This is a genomic window from Exiguobacterium sp. KKT215 (assembly GCF_055635335.1).
This window is the reverse complement of sequence record NZ_CM145756.1, coordinates 2,760,978-2,774,762: the sequence shown is the minus strand read 5'-3', so window position 1 is coordinate 2,774,762 and position 13,785 is coordinate 2,760,978. Positions and strand designations below refer to the sequence as shown.

The following is a 13,785-nucleotide window of genomic DNA, read 5'->3' as shown; positions in this document are numbered from 1 at the left end:
TATTTCAGGAGGGTTCATTATGAACACAGGTAAAGTAAAATGGTTTAACTCAGAAAAAGGTTACGGCTTCATCGAAATGGAAGGCGGAGACGACGTATTCGTACACTTCTCAGCAATCCAAGGCGACGGCTTCAAGACACTTGAAGAAGGCCAAGCAGTAACTTTCGAAATCACTGACGGAGCTCGTGGACCACAAGCTTCTAACGTTGAAAAAATCTAATCTTCCTTTCTAAGGAATTTTATAACCTGCTCGCTTCGGCGAGCAGGTTTTTTGTTGTCCGCGTGTTTAATCACTTGTCCCAGGGGAATCAATATACGAGTTACTACCACAAGGAGGTTTTTCAGAATGGATGCAATGCAAACGGCAAGACAGATTTTAGATCATAGTAACGTGGGCACGATGGCGACGGTCTATAAAGGCAAGCCGCATAGCCGTTATATGACTTTTTTCCATGATGAGCTGACACTCTACACGGCAACATCGAAAGACACGGATAAAGTCGATGAACTGAAGAACAATCCGTATACGCATATTCTGATTGGCTATGACGGCGATGGCGTCGGGGACACGTATCTCGAGATTTTGGGGGAGACGACGGTATCCGATGACGAATCGATGAAAGAAAAAGTATGGAACGAGAAACTAGAAGGCTGGTTCGACGGTCCAGATGATCCAAAACTCGTCATCTTAAAAATCTCGCCGCAATCGATGCGCGTGATGAATAAAAAAGGACAGCCGCCTCAAGAAGTGAACCTGTAATTCAAACAAAGACGTCCCGAGTGGGCGTCTTTTGTAATTGACCAATTTCCAAAAAGTGACTGACCTGTGACACACATATGAACGAAACGTGAACTGTTGTCCTAACCTATGTGAAAAGATGAACATGGATGGTATATTGTGAATGTAATCACATATAAGTCATCATTCACTCATTCTAAGGAGGAATTATCATGTTCACAAAATTTTGGCAGAACCACAACGTCGCTACCGGTATTTTGACAGTCCTTCGCGTCTGGCTCGGCTATCACTGGCTCACAGCAGGTTGGGGCAAGATCACAGGCGGATTCGGTTCAGAAGGTTTCCTCAATAACGCACTCACACTGGCGACAGGCGATCACCCAGCTGTAGCCGGTTGGTGGGCAGCATTCCTTGAAAACTTCGCCATCCCGAACGCAGCCTTGTTCGATGTGTTGATCCCATACGGGGAGTTCCTAGTCGGTCTTGGACTCTTGGTTGGTGCCCTCACACGTAGCGCAGCCTTCTTCGGTCTCGTCATGAACATGGCGTTCTTGCTCTCAGGTACGGTCAGCACGAACCCGACGATGTTGATTGTCTCAGTCCTTATTCTCGTCGCGGGCTACAATGCTGGGAAACTTGGGGTCGATGGATTGTTCCTTCGCAAGTTCGTGGAAACAAAAGTCATGCATCGTTCACCAAATCGTCAAATAGCGTAACGACTTTATGACGTTCTCCTGTGACAAACATCACCTTTTTCGGCTACGATGGACGTAGCATCGATTGAAAAGGAGAACGAATATGAACGCGACACGTTTTAAATGGCTCGGATACACAGAGGGGATGTCTTTCTTACTCTTGTTGCTCATCGCGATGCCGCTCAAGTACTTGGCGGGCATGCCGCTTGCCGTCAGCATCGTCGGCGCGGCCCACGGTTTCTTGTTCGTCGCTTATGTGGCGGCAGCCGTCTATATGGCATGGCGTTTCAACTGGGGCTTCAAAGTGTTGGTCCTCGCTGTCATGGCATCCGTTATCCCGTTCGGACCGTTCTTGTTAGAGAAACGAGTCCTTCCATCTACAGAAAAGACATCGAATTGAGGTTCGATGTCTTTTTGTGTTCATGCACTTTCCGCTTCCGTGGACACAGCGGCTTTTTCGGTAGCGATGTCGTGACGAATCCGATACATCGCGAACAACGTGATAGTGAGCAGGCAAAGCATGCAAATCGTATAGAGTGAAGCGACTGACATCCATTCGCTCAATGCGCCAAACACAATGAATCCGAGCGGTGTGATGCCCATGGCGAGCGATTCGAGGACGCCGATGACGCGCCCGAGATAACTTGGCTCCGTGTTCGTCTGCAAGTAGAGCTGGATCGGAATGTTGGCGCGGATGACGAAGAATCCGCTCGACAAGGCGAAAGCCGTGAAGAAGATGATGGCCGGCGTAACCGAGAAATCGAAATAGAGTGGTACGGCCGGTGCGATAAAGAGACAACTTACGACGATGAGCGACGTGCGGACGGTCGCCAGGCGATATTTGATGTGAAAGATTGGCAACGCATGGGCGAGCGAGGCGACTAAAAAACCGACGGCGAACATGCTTTCTAAAAATCCGAACTGGAGCGGACTGACGCCGATTTCTTGTAGGGCGGCAATCGGGAACAGCACTTCGGCGGCCACGAAGAAGAAATTGAGCAGTGCCGCCAAGAGGGTCAACGTCCAAAGTACATGTTGGCGTTTCAAGTAGCGAAAGCCAGACCGGACCTCGGACCAAGTCGATTGCTCGCTGGGGACATGGTCATACGTTTTAAAGTGGAGACGAGAGGCGACGAGGGCAGCGATCATAAATAAGAGAGACGAGCTGAAGAGAAACGCTGATACCGGAAGCAACGTGAACAGTGCCCCGGCGAGCAGCGGCGTGCCGATGCTTGAGATGGAGATGGTGCTTTGAATGAGGGAGTTGGCGCGTTGGAGCCCGTCTTCGTCGAACAAGAATGGAATCGAACTCGATAATGTGACCGATAAGAAAGTCGAGACGACAGAGAGCAGACATGTGATAATCAAGAAAGCAGGAACGCCGAACGTCCAGACGAGACTCGCGATGCCGGCAGCTAAAAACAATAAGGCGTTCACCGACTCCATCGTGATAATTACACGTTTGCGATTCAGTTTGTCGGCAAATGCCCCAGCAAATGGTGATAAAAGCACACGTGGCACTGTACCGGCGAGTAAGACGAGGGCGAACTGGAGCCCTGAGCCGGACGTCGTCAGCACCGTCAAGCCGGCGACGAACGTGAAGAGACTTGATGCAAACAGCGACATGAACTTCCCTAGCAATAATACATACAAGTTTGATGAGGTGGTCGTCATATCGATTCTCCTTTACAATTAAGTTCAACCTGATTTAACTTCATAGTAAACGATGATACTCGATTTGTATACGGAAAGTTCAATTAAATTTAACTTTTAAGAGGTGCTCTATGATTGGACAACGGATTAAAGCGTTACGCAAAGAAAAAAAACTGACGCAAAGTCAGCTCGCTGAAGGCATCATCACGAAGTCGATGCTCAGTATGATTGAGAACGGCAAAGCGGAGGCGTCAATGCGCAGCCTTCGTGAACTCGCGAAACGATTGGACGTGCCGGTACAGTCATTGCTCATCGATCCGCGCGAGGAGGACTTACAGAAAATCGTCGAGGAGATTGAATATACGCAGGGAGGTCTCAGTTCATGGGATGACGAGGCCGTTCAGAAGGCGCTTCTCCCTTATTTGGACGTGGAGATGAACTCGGTGTGGCAAGGGAAGGCGTACACGTTACTCGCGGACAGTGTATTTTATAGTGGGAATCAACAACAACTGTTGGAGTGGTATGATCGGGCAATCGCGGTGTTTGAACGGGTCGAAGAGAAAGAAGAATTGATTATGGCCCGCATCAGCCAAGCGTTTTATCTGCTCATGTGGAATCGGTTTGATGAGGCGATAGAACGGATCGATACGATTGAATTGATTGATTCGAGAAGTATGAAGACGAAGACCCGCGTCGAATTCAGCATGTTGATGGTGTTCCGGAACATGTTGTATGACGATGATTTACCAGGCGCGATTCGTCGTCTCGAGGACACGCTCGATTGTATGAAACGAACGAAAATGTATTATCGGGTCGACGATGTATATCGAACGATTGCGATTTGTGCCCTCTATTTAAAAGATGAAGCGGCGATTGTCGATGCGCTACAAAAAGCGAAACAATACACGAATTTCACGGACGACGTGACGATGAAAATACGCTTGGCGATGACGGAAGCGCTCTATGCGATTGAATATCGGAAGACGGAGCTGCTCCATCAACAGATTGTGGTCATGAACCAACTGCTAGACGGAAATACAGAATTCATCGCGGCGTTCGAGATGAGTAAAGGTGTCTATTTCGCCTTGACCGGTGAGACAGAGGCAGCCCGGCAATCGTTTTTGAAACTGTTGGAGCATCATGATCAATGGTCGAAGCATGGATTTGTCGATCAAGCGATTTATTTCGAAGGGTTATTAATTGGAACGAGTCACGGGTGTGGGGATGAATGGGTACCGTTGATCGAACGAGAAGTGGGTCTGTTCCCGGAAGGTCGTTTCCGCAGCCATCTGATGTCGCTCATCAAAAAAATCAAGGGCTGACGCGTCAGCCCTTGAACGTTTGAATGAGTGTCCCTTTGCCGTCCTCGACTTGAATCGAGGCGTGGGCACCGTTGATGAGTGTCATTTGCGGCGGGACGTGCCCGCAATCGATATCGTAAATGACAGGTACGTCGAGCAATTCCTGCAGTTCCGCATACACGTCCTCTGCCGTGTAGCCTTGGACGGGCTGTTGGGCCGCACTGCGCCCGAAAAAAATGCCAGACGTATGATCAAACCAACCGGCCCACTTCATTTGAAGCAGGGTCCGTTTGAGTGCGGGAACATCGAGCTCGGCGTTCTCGAAATACCAAAGAATCGGCTCCCCGTCCAAATGGGTCTGTTGGAACGTGGCGACATCTCCATACGGTGTGCCGATCGTATGCAACAAGACATCGATACAGCCGCCGAGCAATCGTCCGGTCGCCTCTGTCCCGCCGAGTGATTTCCACTCCGTCGGTTCGGTCAAATGATAGACGTGCGGGCTTGGGTTCTCATGCTGCCACTCTTTTTGGAACTGTTCCGAGGCGAGCTGGATGACCGTCTCGCCTTCTTTTGCTGATACGACGTCGAGCCAACGCGAGCTTGTCGCGTCCCATTCTTCGCCGCGTAGGTCGACAAGGTTCGTCCCGTGGGCCGAAGCAATACCGGTCTTGAGCGTGTACACGAATAGGAATAAGCTGACGTCAGAATAGCCGAGCATCCATTTCGGTGTGAGCGCGTCCCAGTCGATGGCGTCTAGCAATTCAATCAAGAGGACGCCGCCCCATGGCGGGATAATCAAATCGATCCCATCATCGTGGAACAACCGCGTCAATTCATCGGCCCGGACTTTTGCCGGTGCCGATTTCGCCTTGTCTTGCGTCCAGACCGATGACTCGAATTGGAGCGTGAACCCATGGCGGGTGAATGTCGCCTCGGCCTCATGGAGCAGTCCATGTAATTCAGCGGGAACGCCAGACGAAGGGGCCGTCACACCGAAGTGATGTCCGGTCAATTGTGGATAACGAATCATGTGAGCCTCCTGTGGATAAGTGATAGATGGGAATGCGTCAAAAATAATTATCCACATGTGGACAATTATTTTTGACGCATACGTTCTGCGTGTTGGATGCCCCAAGCGTTCATCGTCTCGAGCACCGGAATCAACGTCTTCCCATACTCGCTCAAGCGATAGTCCACACGAGGCGGAACTTCGGGATAGACGGTGCGGATGATGATGTCTTGCTCCTCTAAATCGCGAAGTTGTGCCGTCAAAATCTTTTGACTGATATTTGGGAGCGAGCGTTTCAATTCGCTGAACCGTAACGTGTCCCCATTAATGAGCGCGAGTAAAATCGACGGTTTCCATTTCCCCGTGATCAGCTCGAGCGCGGTATCGACTTCGCAACTTGAAATCAATGGCATCAGTCTCACTCCTCTCTACAGTATCCTTGAGGTAACTATACCACCTTTTTGTGCCGTCTTCTGTCGATTCTACTTAGCGGGTATACTGAGAAAGAGGTGATCAAGGATGAACTTAACAAACATTAAACTCGGCGCCGTCACATTGCGCGTCAACGATTTAGAAACGATGAAAACATATTATGAGCGCGTCATCGGAATGGATGTACTCGAGACGTCAGAACATCGCGTCACACTCGGAACGAACGAAATGGCGCTCGTCGTCTTACATGAAGTGAGCGGCGTGCGTCCGAATCCACGAACAGCTGGCTTGTTCCATATGGCGATTCTATTGCCAAACCGTGTCGAACTCGGACGGATTCTTCGTCATTTGATTGAACAACGGATTGAAGTCGGACAAGGCGATCATTTGGTCAGTGAGGCGTTCTATTTGAGCGACCCGGAAGGTAACGGCATCGAGCTCTACGCCGATCGTCCCCGCGAGCAGTGGGAATATGAAGCGAACGGTCATGTGAAGATGTCGACGGACCCAGTTGAATATGAATCGATGCTCGAGGCGGCGGCCGACCGTCCGTTCACGGGCCTTCCGAATGGGACGACGATGGGGCATGTCCACTTCAAAGTATGTTCCCTAGAAGCGGCAAAATTATTCTATCAAAATCGTCTCGGTTTCAAGGTGACGACCGATTCGTATCCGGGCGCCTTATTTTTAGCGGCCGACGGGTATCATCACCACATCGGCGCGAACGTCTGGGCCCGACCAAGCCAGCCGATGGGACAAGAGGCCGGTCTGGAGGCGTGGACGCTCTTAGTCGATACGGCCACGAATCGCGAACTCGGCGGGACGACATCGGAATGGTCGCTCACCGATGACGACGGCATCACGGTCAATATAAAAAGCGTGGACTAATGTCCGCGCTTTTTTAGCGTGCTGAAATTTTCTTTTGACTTGAATCAAACGAGAGGCGAATGCCGCGCTTTTGATACGCTTGTTCGACACGTTTTGAATTGATACTGAGCTCAAGATGAGCGAGTTTCAAGTGTTCAAGTTCTGGCACCGTGACATCGAGACGGACGAGCTCCATGTTGCGCTCGGCCTTTTTACGTGTGCGTCTCAAGTTACGGGGCACTTCTTCTGACGTCAGTGCCGCGATCGTTTCATTGATCAATTGTCGTTTGTCGCCTTTGACGCTGAGCGCCGTATAGAGCTTATCGAGCGAACCGAAGCGTTTGATTAACTGGACCGATTGACTTTCATCTAATCCGGCCACAGGTGGAATCCCGTCTGAACGGTCTCCTGTCAATGCTTTGACTGCTGAGAGCTGTTTTGGCTTCAATCCCTCGTACAATGCCGCAATCTCCTCAGGGCGAATCTCGAGATGTCGCTTGAGCGGGAGTGGGCGATTGTCTTTGATGTCGCAACGAGCCTGCATTTGTTGCAGCTCTTGCGTTTGAAGCCAGACGGTGATGCGTGGGCTCACGAGCTGAAGCAAGTCCTTGTCTTTCGTCATAATGACGACAGGGGCGCTACAGCTGAACTTCCGAGCGATATGAGCAATCAAATCTTCACCTTCATAGCCTTCGACTTGATATTGCGGAATGCCGCTCTCTTCAAGCAATTGGCGCATGAGTTCCATTTGTGCTTTCAACTCGGGTGGTGTCTGGCGGCGACGGCGTTTATAGCCTGGATAGAGCTCGCGGCGCCATAATGTTTCACGTGAGACGTCCCACACGACGACGAAATGAGTCGGACGATGTCTGCGTAGAATCGTCCGGATGAGGCCGGTCATACCGATGACGGCACTCCGATCGTTTTTAGATACCTCGCGTCCTTTTTTCGTTCGGCTCGCGGCGGCACCATAGTAGGCACTGGCCAGCATGGAGTTTCCGTCAATTAAAAATAGTTTACGTTCCATGCGTAACCTTCTTTCTGTAGTTGTTGGACCGAACATTGATGAACTGTTCGGTGATGTTGTGTCAATGAGTGACACGCACTCAAATTAGCAACATATGTGCAGTATATCACGACAAGACATGAAAATATAGCGACAGTTCGACCGCTCCACGAAAAGCCCTCCTCGAAAAATCGGGGAGGGCGGTCCATTGAGTCAGTCGAGTTCAGGTTGAATCTCGTCTTTATGGGCTAAAATCAAATCGACGAAAACGACGCGGTGATTGTCGATTTCACGGACGATCAGTTCATGTTCGCCCGGTAAGACGAACCGTTCACCGGTGCGGGCATTCGCTTTTTGCGATAAGACGAAACCGCCGATTGTATCGACGTCATCCTCGATTTCGATGCCGAACCGTTCTTCAATCTCTTGCGTCAAGACGAGACCGGACAAGCGGTAATGACCGGGTGTGACCTCGGTGATTTCAGCCTGTTCGTCACGGTCGAACTCGTCACGAATCTCTCCGACGATTTCCTCGAGGATGTCCTCGATCGTGAGGAGACCGGCCGTACCGCCGTACTCATCGATGACGAGACACATCATCGTCCGCGCGTTCTGCATTTTCACCATCGCTTCTTGGAGCGGTGTGAATTCCGTCACGAGCGGCAGCTGATGAATAAACGTCTCGAACGGGGCATCACTTTTGACGAGTTGAGCGGTGAATAATTGTTTGGCGTTGATGAAGCCAAGCACGTCATCGCGGTCGCCATCACGCGTGACCGGATAACGGGTGTATTGATGTTCTTGGACGGTAGCGATAATCGTCTCAATCGAGTCTTCTTCGTCGATGGTCACCATGTTCATTCGTGGGACCATCGCGTCCTTGGCGATTCGTTCGTCGAAGGAGAAGATGTTTTGAACGTAGGCGAGCTCATTCTCGTTGATTTCTCCGCTGCGGAAGCTCTCGGTCATGATGATTTTAAGTTCTTCTTCCGAGTGCGCCGTCTCTTGGGCGGTCGTCTGCACGCCGAACAAGCGCAACGTCAACCGGGCCGTCCCGTTCAACACATGGATAAACGGATACAGTAATTTCGTGAAGAAATAGAGCGGTCGGGCGACGAGTAACGTCAAGCGTTCGGCTTCATGCACAGCAAGCGTTTTCGGGACGAGTTCCCCGATGACGACGTGTAAGAAGGCAATCAGCAAGAAGGCAATCAAGAAAGATAGGATGGTCGCGAGCGACGATGAGACGTTCAAGCGGTCGACGAGCGGTTGAATCATCCCTTCGATTTGGTCCGCGCCAATCCAGCCTAGCCCGAGGGCAGCGAGTGTGATGCCGAACTGTGAGGCCGATAGCGAGTCATCGAGATTCTCAATCACTTTCTTGGCGACAGCGGCCCGTCGGTTTCCTTCGAGCACGAGTTGGTCGAGTCGGGCCCCACGCACTTTGACGATGGAGAATTCGGCTGCCACGAAAAAGGCGGTCATAAAAATGAGCAAGGCGACGATCAATAAGCTGAGTAACATGGGACTGTCCAAAAATTCCCCCAAAAATCGGGGAGTCACCTCCATTAACGTTAAGTCGTATGTCGTTCAGGAGAATCCCTGAAAACGAATAGTTTGTTTCAGTATAGTGGATATACCAAAAATATTCAAAAAACAGGCGGAAAGGTTTCGACAAGAGGGGAATGAGGGAACTACAAATCGAGAAGAGACGAAGGAGGAATTGATATGGCTAACTATCCAGAACTAAAAGGAAAAGTCGCGGTCATCACCGGGAGTTCGAAAGGACTCGGGCGCGCCATCGCGGAACGATATGCGAAGGAAGGGGTTCATGTCGTCTTGAATTATCGTAGCAGCGAGGACGAGATGAACAAAGTCATTGAAGGCATCGAGGCTGCTGGCGGGAAAGCGGTCGCGGTCAAAGGGGACGTCGCCGAAGAGGGTCTCGCCGAGAAGATGATTGAAACGGCCGTATCGGAGTTCGGGAAGATGGACATTTTCGTCAACAATGCCGGCGTACAGGTCGAGGCGAAGACGCACGAGATGGAGCTCGATAACTGGAAGAAAATCATCGACACGAATTTGACGGGAACGTTCCTCGGTGTACGTGCCGCCCTCAAATACTTTGTCGACCATGAGATTCAAGGGAACATCATCAACATGTCATCGGTGCACGAAGTGATTCCACGTCCAGGCTATACGCATTATGCGGCGAGTAAAGGTGGCGTGAAGATGTTCACGAAATCGGTCGCCCTCGAGTACGCACCGAACAAGATTCGTGTCAACGGCATCGCACCAGGCGCCATCGACACACCAATCAATGAAGAGACGATGCAAGACCCTGAAGAGAAGAAAGGGCTCGAGGCGCTCATCCCGACTCATGAGATTGGTCGTCCGGAACAGATTGCGGCCGTTGCGGCATGGCTTGCTTCAGACGAGTCATCATACGTCACCGGCGCGACGATTTTCGCGGACGGAGGCTTGTCGCTCTATCCATCATTCGGTCCTGAAAATAAAGTGCAATGATAAAAGGGAGGCTCCGCGTCAAGCGGCGTCTCCCTTTTTCTATTAACTGCTTAGTTGATCTTCCGCCGCGTATTTCGGCAAGATGATGGTGAATGTCGAGCCGTGGCCGACGCTCGAATCGACGCGAATCGTTCCGCCGTGTCCTTCGGCAATCTCTTTACAGATGGCAAGGCCGAGGCCCGTGCCACCGATTTTACGACTGGCCGAGTTGTCGACGCGATAAAACTTGTCGAACAGTTTCGGTAACGCCGACGTCGGAATGCCGATGCCGGTGTCTTGAATCGAAATCTCGATGACGTCCGACTTGTCATTCGTGACACAGACGGCGACTTTTCCGCCTTCTGGTGAATATTTGATCGCATTGTGGAGCAAGTTCGTGAACAGTTGACTCAAGCGATCCCGATCACCGTATACATATAGGTTCGTATCACATTCGAGGGCGAGCTGATGATGTTCACTCGCGCCTTGATGGATAGCGATCGTCTCTTTCAAAATCGTATGCAAACTCTCAGGTCGGCTATGGTACGTCTGTTTACCGGATTCCATCCGTTGCACGTCGAGCAAGTTGGAAATCAAGTCCTCGAGACGGAGCGTCTCTTGATGAATCATCCCTAAATATTGATCGATTCGCTCAGCAGGCATCGTCCGATAGCGAAGCAGCTCGGTGAAGCCGATGATGCTCGTGAGCGGTGTGCGCAGTTCGTGCGACACGGTCGACACGAGTTCCGTTTTCAAGCGGTCGACTTCGGTCTCTTGCGTCACATCCCGGAAGACGAGCATCGTGCCATGACGGGTGCCACGCAAGTGGATTTTCTCGGCATACATCTGGATGAAGCGTTCTTCTTGATTCATCGAGAACGTCACGCTTTCTTCCATGCTCTCGCCATCAAACGCACGGCGCATGAATGATAAGAACGAGTCTTTCTGATCGACTTGAAGACCGAGTTCCTCTAAATCAGCATCCAAGCGATACAAGTCCATCTCGCTCCGTTTCGTGGCGGCTTGATTGAACATGATGAAGAGGGCCTGGTTGGCGAACTTCTCATGTGTCGTATGCTCGACATAAATGACCGCATCACGAATCGAGTGCAGGAGGCGCGCCGTCTTCTCACGTTCTTCCTCGACTTGGTTGCGTTGTGTCGCGAGCGAAGAGGCCATTTGACGGAATGAGTTCGTCAATTGTCCGACCTCATTTCGCGAAGAGACAGCCGCTGGAATCGGAATGATCCGTTCATCCGCCAGTCGATCACTGTTGATAATCAAGTTCTGCAGTTGACCGGTCAATCGTTTCACATAAGGGCGAGCAGCGATAAAGAGGACGAGCAACACGGCGAGGAGGGAGAGGAGCCAGAGCACTTGCGCCCACTTTGTATGAGTGGCGAGTTGCTCCCGCAACTGATTCTCTTCTTCATTCAACGAGTTGCGGTATTCGGTGAACACCGTCTCCATATCGACGATGCTCGCGCTCATATCTGCGGCACTTTTTGAGTTGATTTTGAATTTGCGGTCGGCAGGCGGTTCCGCTTGCGGCGTCACTTTGCCAAGTGTCGGCATTTTCAAGAACGGTTCGGTGACCGTCCCTTCGCGTTTGGCGATGACATATCGCTCTAGGCTCGGCATGACGCGTTGTTGATAAGCCGAGAATAGCGTCCGTGCGTCGCTGGCATACGTCTTCTCTTTTTCAGTGACCGCGTTCGTCTCGAACCATGCGGTCTGAATCTCAATTAAGTCTTGTTTTTCTTTCACGCGGGCGAGCATCGCCTCGTCGCCGAGGATGACATAGCCACGCATTTCATATTGCATCGACTGCCACGTCTCGAATAGTTCGGTCGCGTTCGTGCGACGTTCACTAATGTTCTCGAGCGATGACGTCGTCTGTTCGATTCGGTTTTCCGTATACATGTACACGGCGAGTGAGGTCAGGAGGATCAGTCCGATGAATAAATAGAAGACGAATAAAAACTGTCTTCCGATCCGCTGGTCAATCCATGCTTTCATAAAGACCGTTCCTTCCTGGAACTGCGTACATTCCTGCTGTGACAAATATCCTACGAGTATCGTTCCTTCATTGTACAGATTTAAACCAGTTGTTTCCACAAATCAAGAAATAAGCGGAAATTTAACTATTATATATTGAATAATAGTGAATGATGAGCTATTGTTTAATATATAGTAGAGGAGGCGAGGAAATGAATCCTCAGTTCAAGAAAGGCGTGCTCAATTTGTGCGTGCTCGCGCTCGTCGAGACGCATGACCGTTACGGATACGAGCTCGTGCAAGCCATCTCGGCAAAAGTCGCCATCTCGGAAGGGGCCGTCTATCCGCTCCTGCGGCGACTCACCTCGGACGGGTATTTCACAACGTACTTAAAGGAGTCGGCAGAAGGACCACCGCGAAAGTACTACACGATCACAGAGCAGGGGAAAGCTCACTTGGCAGAACTACGTGCGGAATGGGAAGCGTTCACGACCGGTGTCAACGAATTGATTGAAGGGGGAACGGACAAATGACAGAAGAACAGTATTTATTGGAACTCGAACGGTTACTGATGGGCATGAGCGTCATCGAGCGGGTCGATATTTTACGGGATGTGTCGGAATACTTTGCGAGCGGACGGGTTGACGGGAAGACAGATGCGGCGATGATTGAAGAACTCGGGGCGCCAAGCGCGCTCGCGAGCGAGTTGCTCGAATCAAACGAGCTCTCGTCTGAGGTGCGCAAAGAACCGGCCGTTGTCAAAAGCCAGAACGTGGCGTTTCGCAACGTCTCGATTAACGTCCTGCAAGCGCACGTCCAAGTCGTGCCGTCTCATGACGGCTTTGCCTACGCCACGCTCGAGACGGAACGAGACCACGGGGTGACGATGGAGATTGTCGGGGACACCCTGGAGATTCGAATCGAATCAGAGCGCCGGTTTGGTCTGTCGAACTTGTTCGCCTGGGCGGTGACCAAGGCACCGGTGTTACACGTCGAGTTACCACGCCATGCATATGAGCAAGTCGTCTTGAAAAATCGTCTCGGCTCCTGTGACGTGCGCAATCTCGAGGCCGCATCGGTCGAAGTTGAGAGTGAGAACGGGAGCATCACGGCCCATACTGTTAGCGCCAAGCGAGGCTCGTTCCGCTCTTCGAACGGGAAAGTCAGTCTCACGTCGATGATAGGGCAGGACCTTGACGCGCAATCGTCGAACGGACGCGTGGAAGTGCTTGGCTCGACTGTGGATCGTCTCGAGGTTCAGTCGTCGAACGGCCGTCTCGATATCCATGACGTGACAGGGGCAGTCGAGGCGAAGACATCGAACGGACGCATCGACTGTGTCATAGATGTGCTCGAGCATCCGGTCCGTCTGAAAACGAACAACGGACGCATCGATGTGCGTCTGAAGCGAGATCCGCGTGACGCCGTCATCCGGGCCAAGACGAGAAACGGCAAAGTCGAACTGTTCGGCGACCGGGCGAACGAGCGGACGTTCGGGGACGGGACGGTCGAACTCAAACTGACGAGCTCGAACGGGAGCATCACCGTCGAATAAGCATGAAAAAGACTCGCGCGTG

Annotated in this window: 15 protein-coding genes; 9 read left to right on the top strand and 6 right to left on the bottom strand. The window is 51.4% G+C overall.

What is annotated here, in order from left to right; all coding sequences use genetic code 11:
- Positions 1-19 precede the first annotated feature (19 nt).
- The 4 genes from ACZ2GZ_RS14545 to ACZ2GZ_RS14530 all read left to right on the top strand — a co-directional run bounded on the left by ACZ2GZ_RS14545 (position 20) and on the right by ACZ2GZ_RS14530 (position 1,834).
- Complete coding sequence (locus ACZ2GZ_RS14545) at positions 20-220, top strand: cold-shock protein (RefSeq protein ID WP_016507985.1); 201 nt, start codon at positions 20-22, stop codon at positions 218-220.
- Positions 221-346: 126 nt separating this feature from the next.
- Positions 347-760: a pyridoxamine 5'-phosphate oxidase family protein gene (locus ACZ2GZ_RS14540; protein ID WP_021068055.1), complete on the top strand. Its 414-nt coding sequence runs from the start codon at positions 347-349 to the stop codon at positions 758-760.
- Positions 761-951: 191 nt separating this feature from the next.
- The gene (locus tag ACZ2GZ_RS14535) at positions 952-1,455 is read left to right on the top strand and encodes a DoxX family protein (protein ID WP_021068056.1); all 504 of its coding nucleotides are present in this window, start codon (positions 952-954) and stop codon (positions 1,453-1,455) included.
- Positions 1,456-1,537: 82 nt separating this feature from the next.
- Positions 1,538-1,834, top strand: a complete 297-nt coding sequence (locus ACZ2GZ_RS14530) for a DUF3817 domain-containing protein (protein ID WP_021068057.1) — start codon at positions 1,538-1,540, stop codon at positions 1,832-1,834.
- Positions 1,835-1,854: 20 nt separating this feature from the next.
- On the opposite strand, the gene ACZ2GZ_RS14525 is transcribed toward ACZ2GZ_RS14530, so the two are convergent.
- The gene (locus ACZ2GZ_RS14525; protein ID WP_470295376.1) at positions 1,855-3,108 is read right to left on the bottom strand and encodes an MFS transporter; all 1,254 of its coding nucleotides are present in this window, start codon (positions 3,106-3,108) and stop codon (positions 1,855-1,857) included.
- 110 nt (positions 3,109-3,218) lie between these two features.
- Here ACZ2GZ_RS14525 and ACZ2GZ_RS14520 point away from each other — a divergent pair, with 110 nt between their 5' ends.
- Positions 3,219-4,409, top strand: a complete 1,191-nt coding sequence (locus ACZ2GZ_RS14520; RefSeq protein ID WP_470295375.1) for a helix-turn-helix domain-containing protein — start codon at positions 3,219-3,221, stop codon at positions 4,407-4,409.
- Between the two features lie 4 nt (positions 4,410-4,413).
- Here ACZ2GZ_RS14520 and ACZ2GZ_RS14515 read toward each other — a convergent pair whose 3' ends face one another.
- Positions 4,414-5,421, bottom strand: a complete 1,008-nt coding sequence (locus ACZ2GZ_RS14515) for a S66 family peptidase (RefSeq protein WP_470295374.1) — start codon at positions 5,419-5,421, stop codon at positions 4,414-4,416.
- A 65-nt stretch (positions 5,422-5,486) separates the two neighbouring features.
- Entirely contained in the window at positions 5,487-5,813 is a 327-nt protein-coding gene (locus ACZ2GZ_RS14510; protein WP_021068061.1) for a winged helix-turn-helix transcriptional regulator, read from the bottom strand.
- 106 nt (positions 5,814-5,919) lie between these two features.
- Here ACZ2GZ_RS14510 and ACZ2GZ_RS14505 point away from each other — a divergent pair, with 106 nt between their 5' ends.
- The gene (locus ACZ2GZ_RS14505; protein WP_470295373.1) at positions 5,920-6,720 is read left to right on the top strand and encodes a VOC family protein; all 801 of its coding nucleotides are present in this window, start codon (positions 5,920-5,922) and stop codon (positions 6,718-6,720) included.
- 13 nt (positions 6,721-6,733) lie between these two features.
- On the opposite strand, the gene ACZ2GZ_RS14500 is transcribed toward ACZ2GZ_RS14505, so the two are convergent.
- On the bottom strand, positions 6,734-7,726 hold the full coding sequence (locus ACZ2GZ_RS14500; RefSeq protein ID WP_021068063.1) for a 5'-3' exonuclease: 993 nt from the start codon (positions 7,724-7,726) through the stop codon (positions 6,734-6,736).
- Positions 7,727-7,918: 192 nt separating this feature from the next.
- Positions 7,919-9,241, bottom strand: coding sequence for a hemolysin family protein (locus ACZ2GZ_RS14495; protein WP_035385700.1), 1,323 nt, complete (start codon positions 9,239-9,241; stop codon positions 7,919-7,921).
- Between the two features lie 192 nt (positions 9,242-9,433).
- Between ACZ2GZ_RS14495 and ACZ2GZ_RS14490 the strand changes: the two genes are divergently transcribed.
- Complete coding sequence (locus ACZ2GZ_RS14490; protein WP_029596296.1) at positions 9,434-10,231, top strand: glucose 1-dehydrogenase; 798 nt, start codon at positions 9,434-9,436, stop codon at positions 10,229-10,231.
- Between the two features lie 42 nt (positions 10,232-10,273).
- Here ACZ2GZ_RS14490 and ACZ2GZ_RS14485 read toward each other — a convergent pair whose 3' ends face one another.
- A complete protein-coding gene (locus tag ACZ2GZ_RS14485) occupies positions 10,274-12,229 on the bottom strand; it encodes a sensor histidine kinase (protein ID WP_408584482.1) in 1,956 nt (651 codons plus the stop codon).
- A gap of 191 nt (positions 12,230-12,420) precedes the next feature.
- On the opposite strand from ACZ2GZ_RS14485, the gene ACZ2GZ_RS14480 reads away from it, so the two are divergent.
- On the top strand, positions 12,421-12,741 hold the full coding sequence (locus ACZ2GZ_RS14480) for a PadR family transcriptional regulator (protein WP_021068067.1): 321 nt from the start codon (positions 12,421-12,423) through the stop codon (positions 12,739-12,741).
- On the top strand, positions 12,738-13,763 hold the full coding sequence (locus ACZ2GZ_RS14475) for a DUF4097 family beta strand repeat-containing protein (protein WP_029596294.1): 1,026 nt from the start codon (positions 12,738-12,740) through the stop codon (positions 13,761-13,763). Before ACZ2GZ_RS14480 ends, ACZ2GZ_RS14475 begins: the two co-directional genes overlap by 4 nt.
- Positions 13,764-13,785 lie beyond the last annotated feature (22 nt).

What these genes read in the sequence shown, in the direction of transcription:
- ACZ2GZ_RS14545 (WP_016507985.1), top strand. Translation starts at nt 20, where the DNA reads ATGAACACAGGTAAAGTAAAATGGTTTAACTCAGAAAAAGGTTACGGC.
- ACZ2GZ_RS14540 (WP_021068055.1), top strand. Translation starts at nt 347, where the DNA reads ATGGATGCAATGCAAACGGCAAGACAGATTTTAGATCATAGTAACGTG.
- ACZ2GZ_RS14535 (WP_021068056.1), top strand. Translation starts at nt 952, where the DNA reads ATGTTCACAAAATTTTGGCAGAACCACAACGTCGCTACCGGTATTTTG.
- ACZ2GZ_RS14530 (WP_021068057.1), top strand. Translation starts at nt 1,538, where the DNA reads ATGAACGCGACACGTTTTAAATGGCTCGGATACACAGAGGGGATGTCT.
- ACZ2GZ_RS14525 (WP_470295376.1), bottom strand. Translation starts at nt 3,108, where the DNA reads ATGACGACCACCTCATCAAACTTGTATGTATTATTGCTAGGGAAGTTC.
- ACZ2GZ_RS14520 (WP_470295375.1), top strand. Translation starts at nt 3,219, where the DNA reads ATGATTGGACAACGGATTAAAGCGTTACGCAAAGAAAAAAAACTGACG.
- ACZ2GZ_RS14515 (WP_470295374.1), bottom strand. Translation starts at nt 5,421, where the DNA reads ATGATTCGTTATCCACAATTGACCGGACATCACTTCGGTGTGACGGCC.
- ACZ2GZ_RS14510 (WP_021068061.1), bottom strand. Translation starts at nt 5,813, where the DNA reads ATGCCATTGATTTCAAGTTGCGAAGTCGATACCGCGCTCGAGCTGATC.
- ACZ2GZ_RS14505 (WP_470295373.1), top strand. Translation starts at nt 5,920, where the DNA reads ATGAACTTAACAAACATTAAACTCGGCGCCGTCACATTGCGCGTCAAC.
- ACZ2GZ_RS14500 (WP_021068063.1), bottom strand. Translation starts at nt 7,726, where the DNA reads ATGGAACGTAAACTATTTTTAATTGACGGAAACTCCATGCTGGCCAGT.
- ACZ2GZ_RS14490 (WP_029596296.1), top strand. Translation starts at nt 9,434, where the DNA reads ATGGCTAACTATCCAGAACTAAAAGGAAAAGTCGCGGTCATCACCGGG.
- ACZ2GZ_RS14485 (WP_408584482.1), bottom strand. Translation starts at nt 12,229, where the DNA reads ATGAAAGCATGGATTGACCAGCGGATCGGAAGACAGTTTTTATTCGTC.
- ACZ2GZ_RS14480 (WP_021068067.1), top strand. Translation starts at nt 12,421, where the DNA reads ATGAATCCTCAGTTCAAGAAAGGCGTGCTCAATTTGTGCGTGCTCGCG.
- ACZ2GZ_RS14475 (WP_029596294.1), top strand. Translation starts at nt 12,738, where the DNA reads ATGACAGAAGAACAGTATTTATTGGAACTCGAACGGTTACTGATGGGC.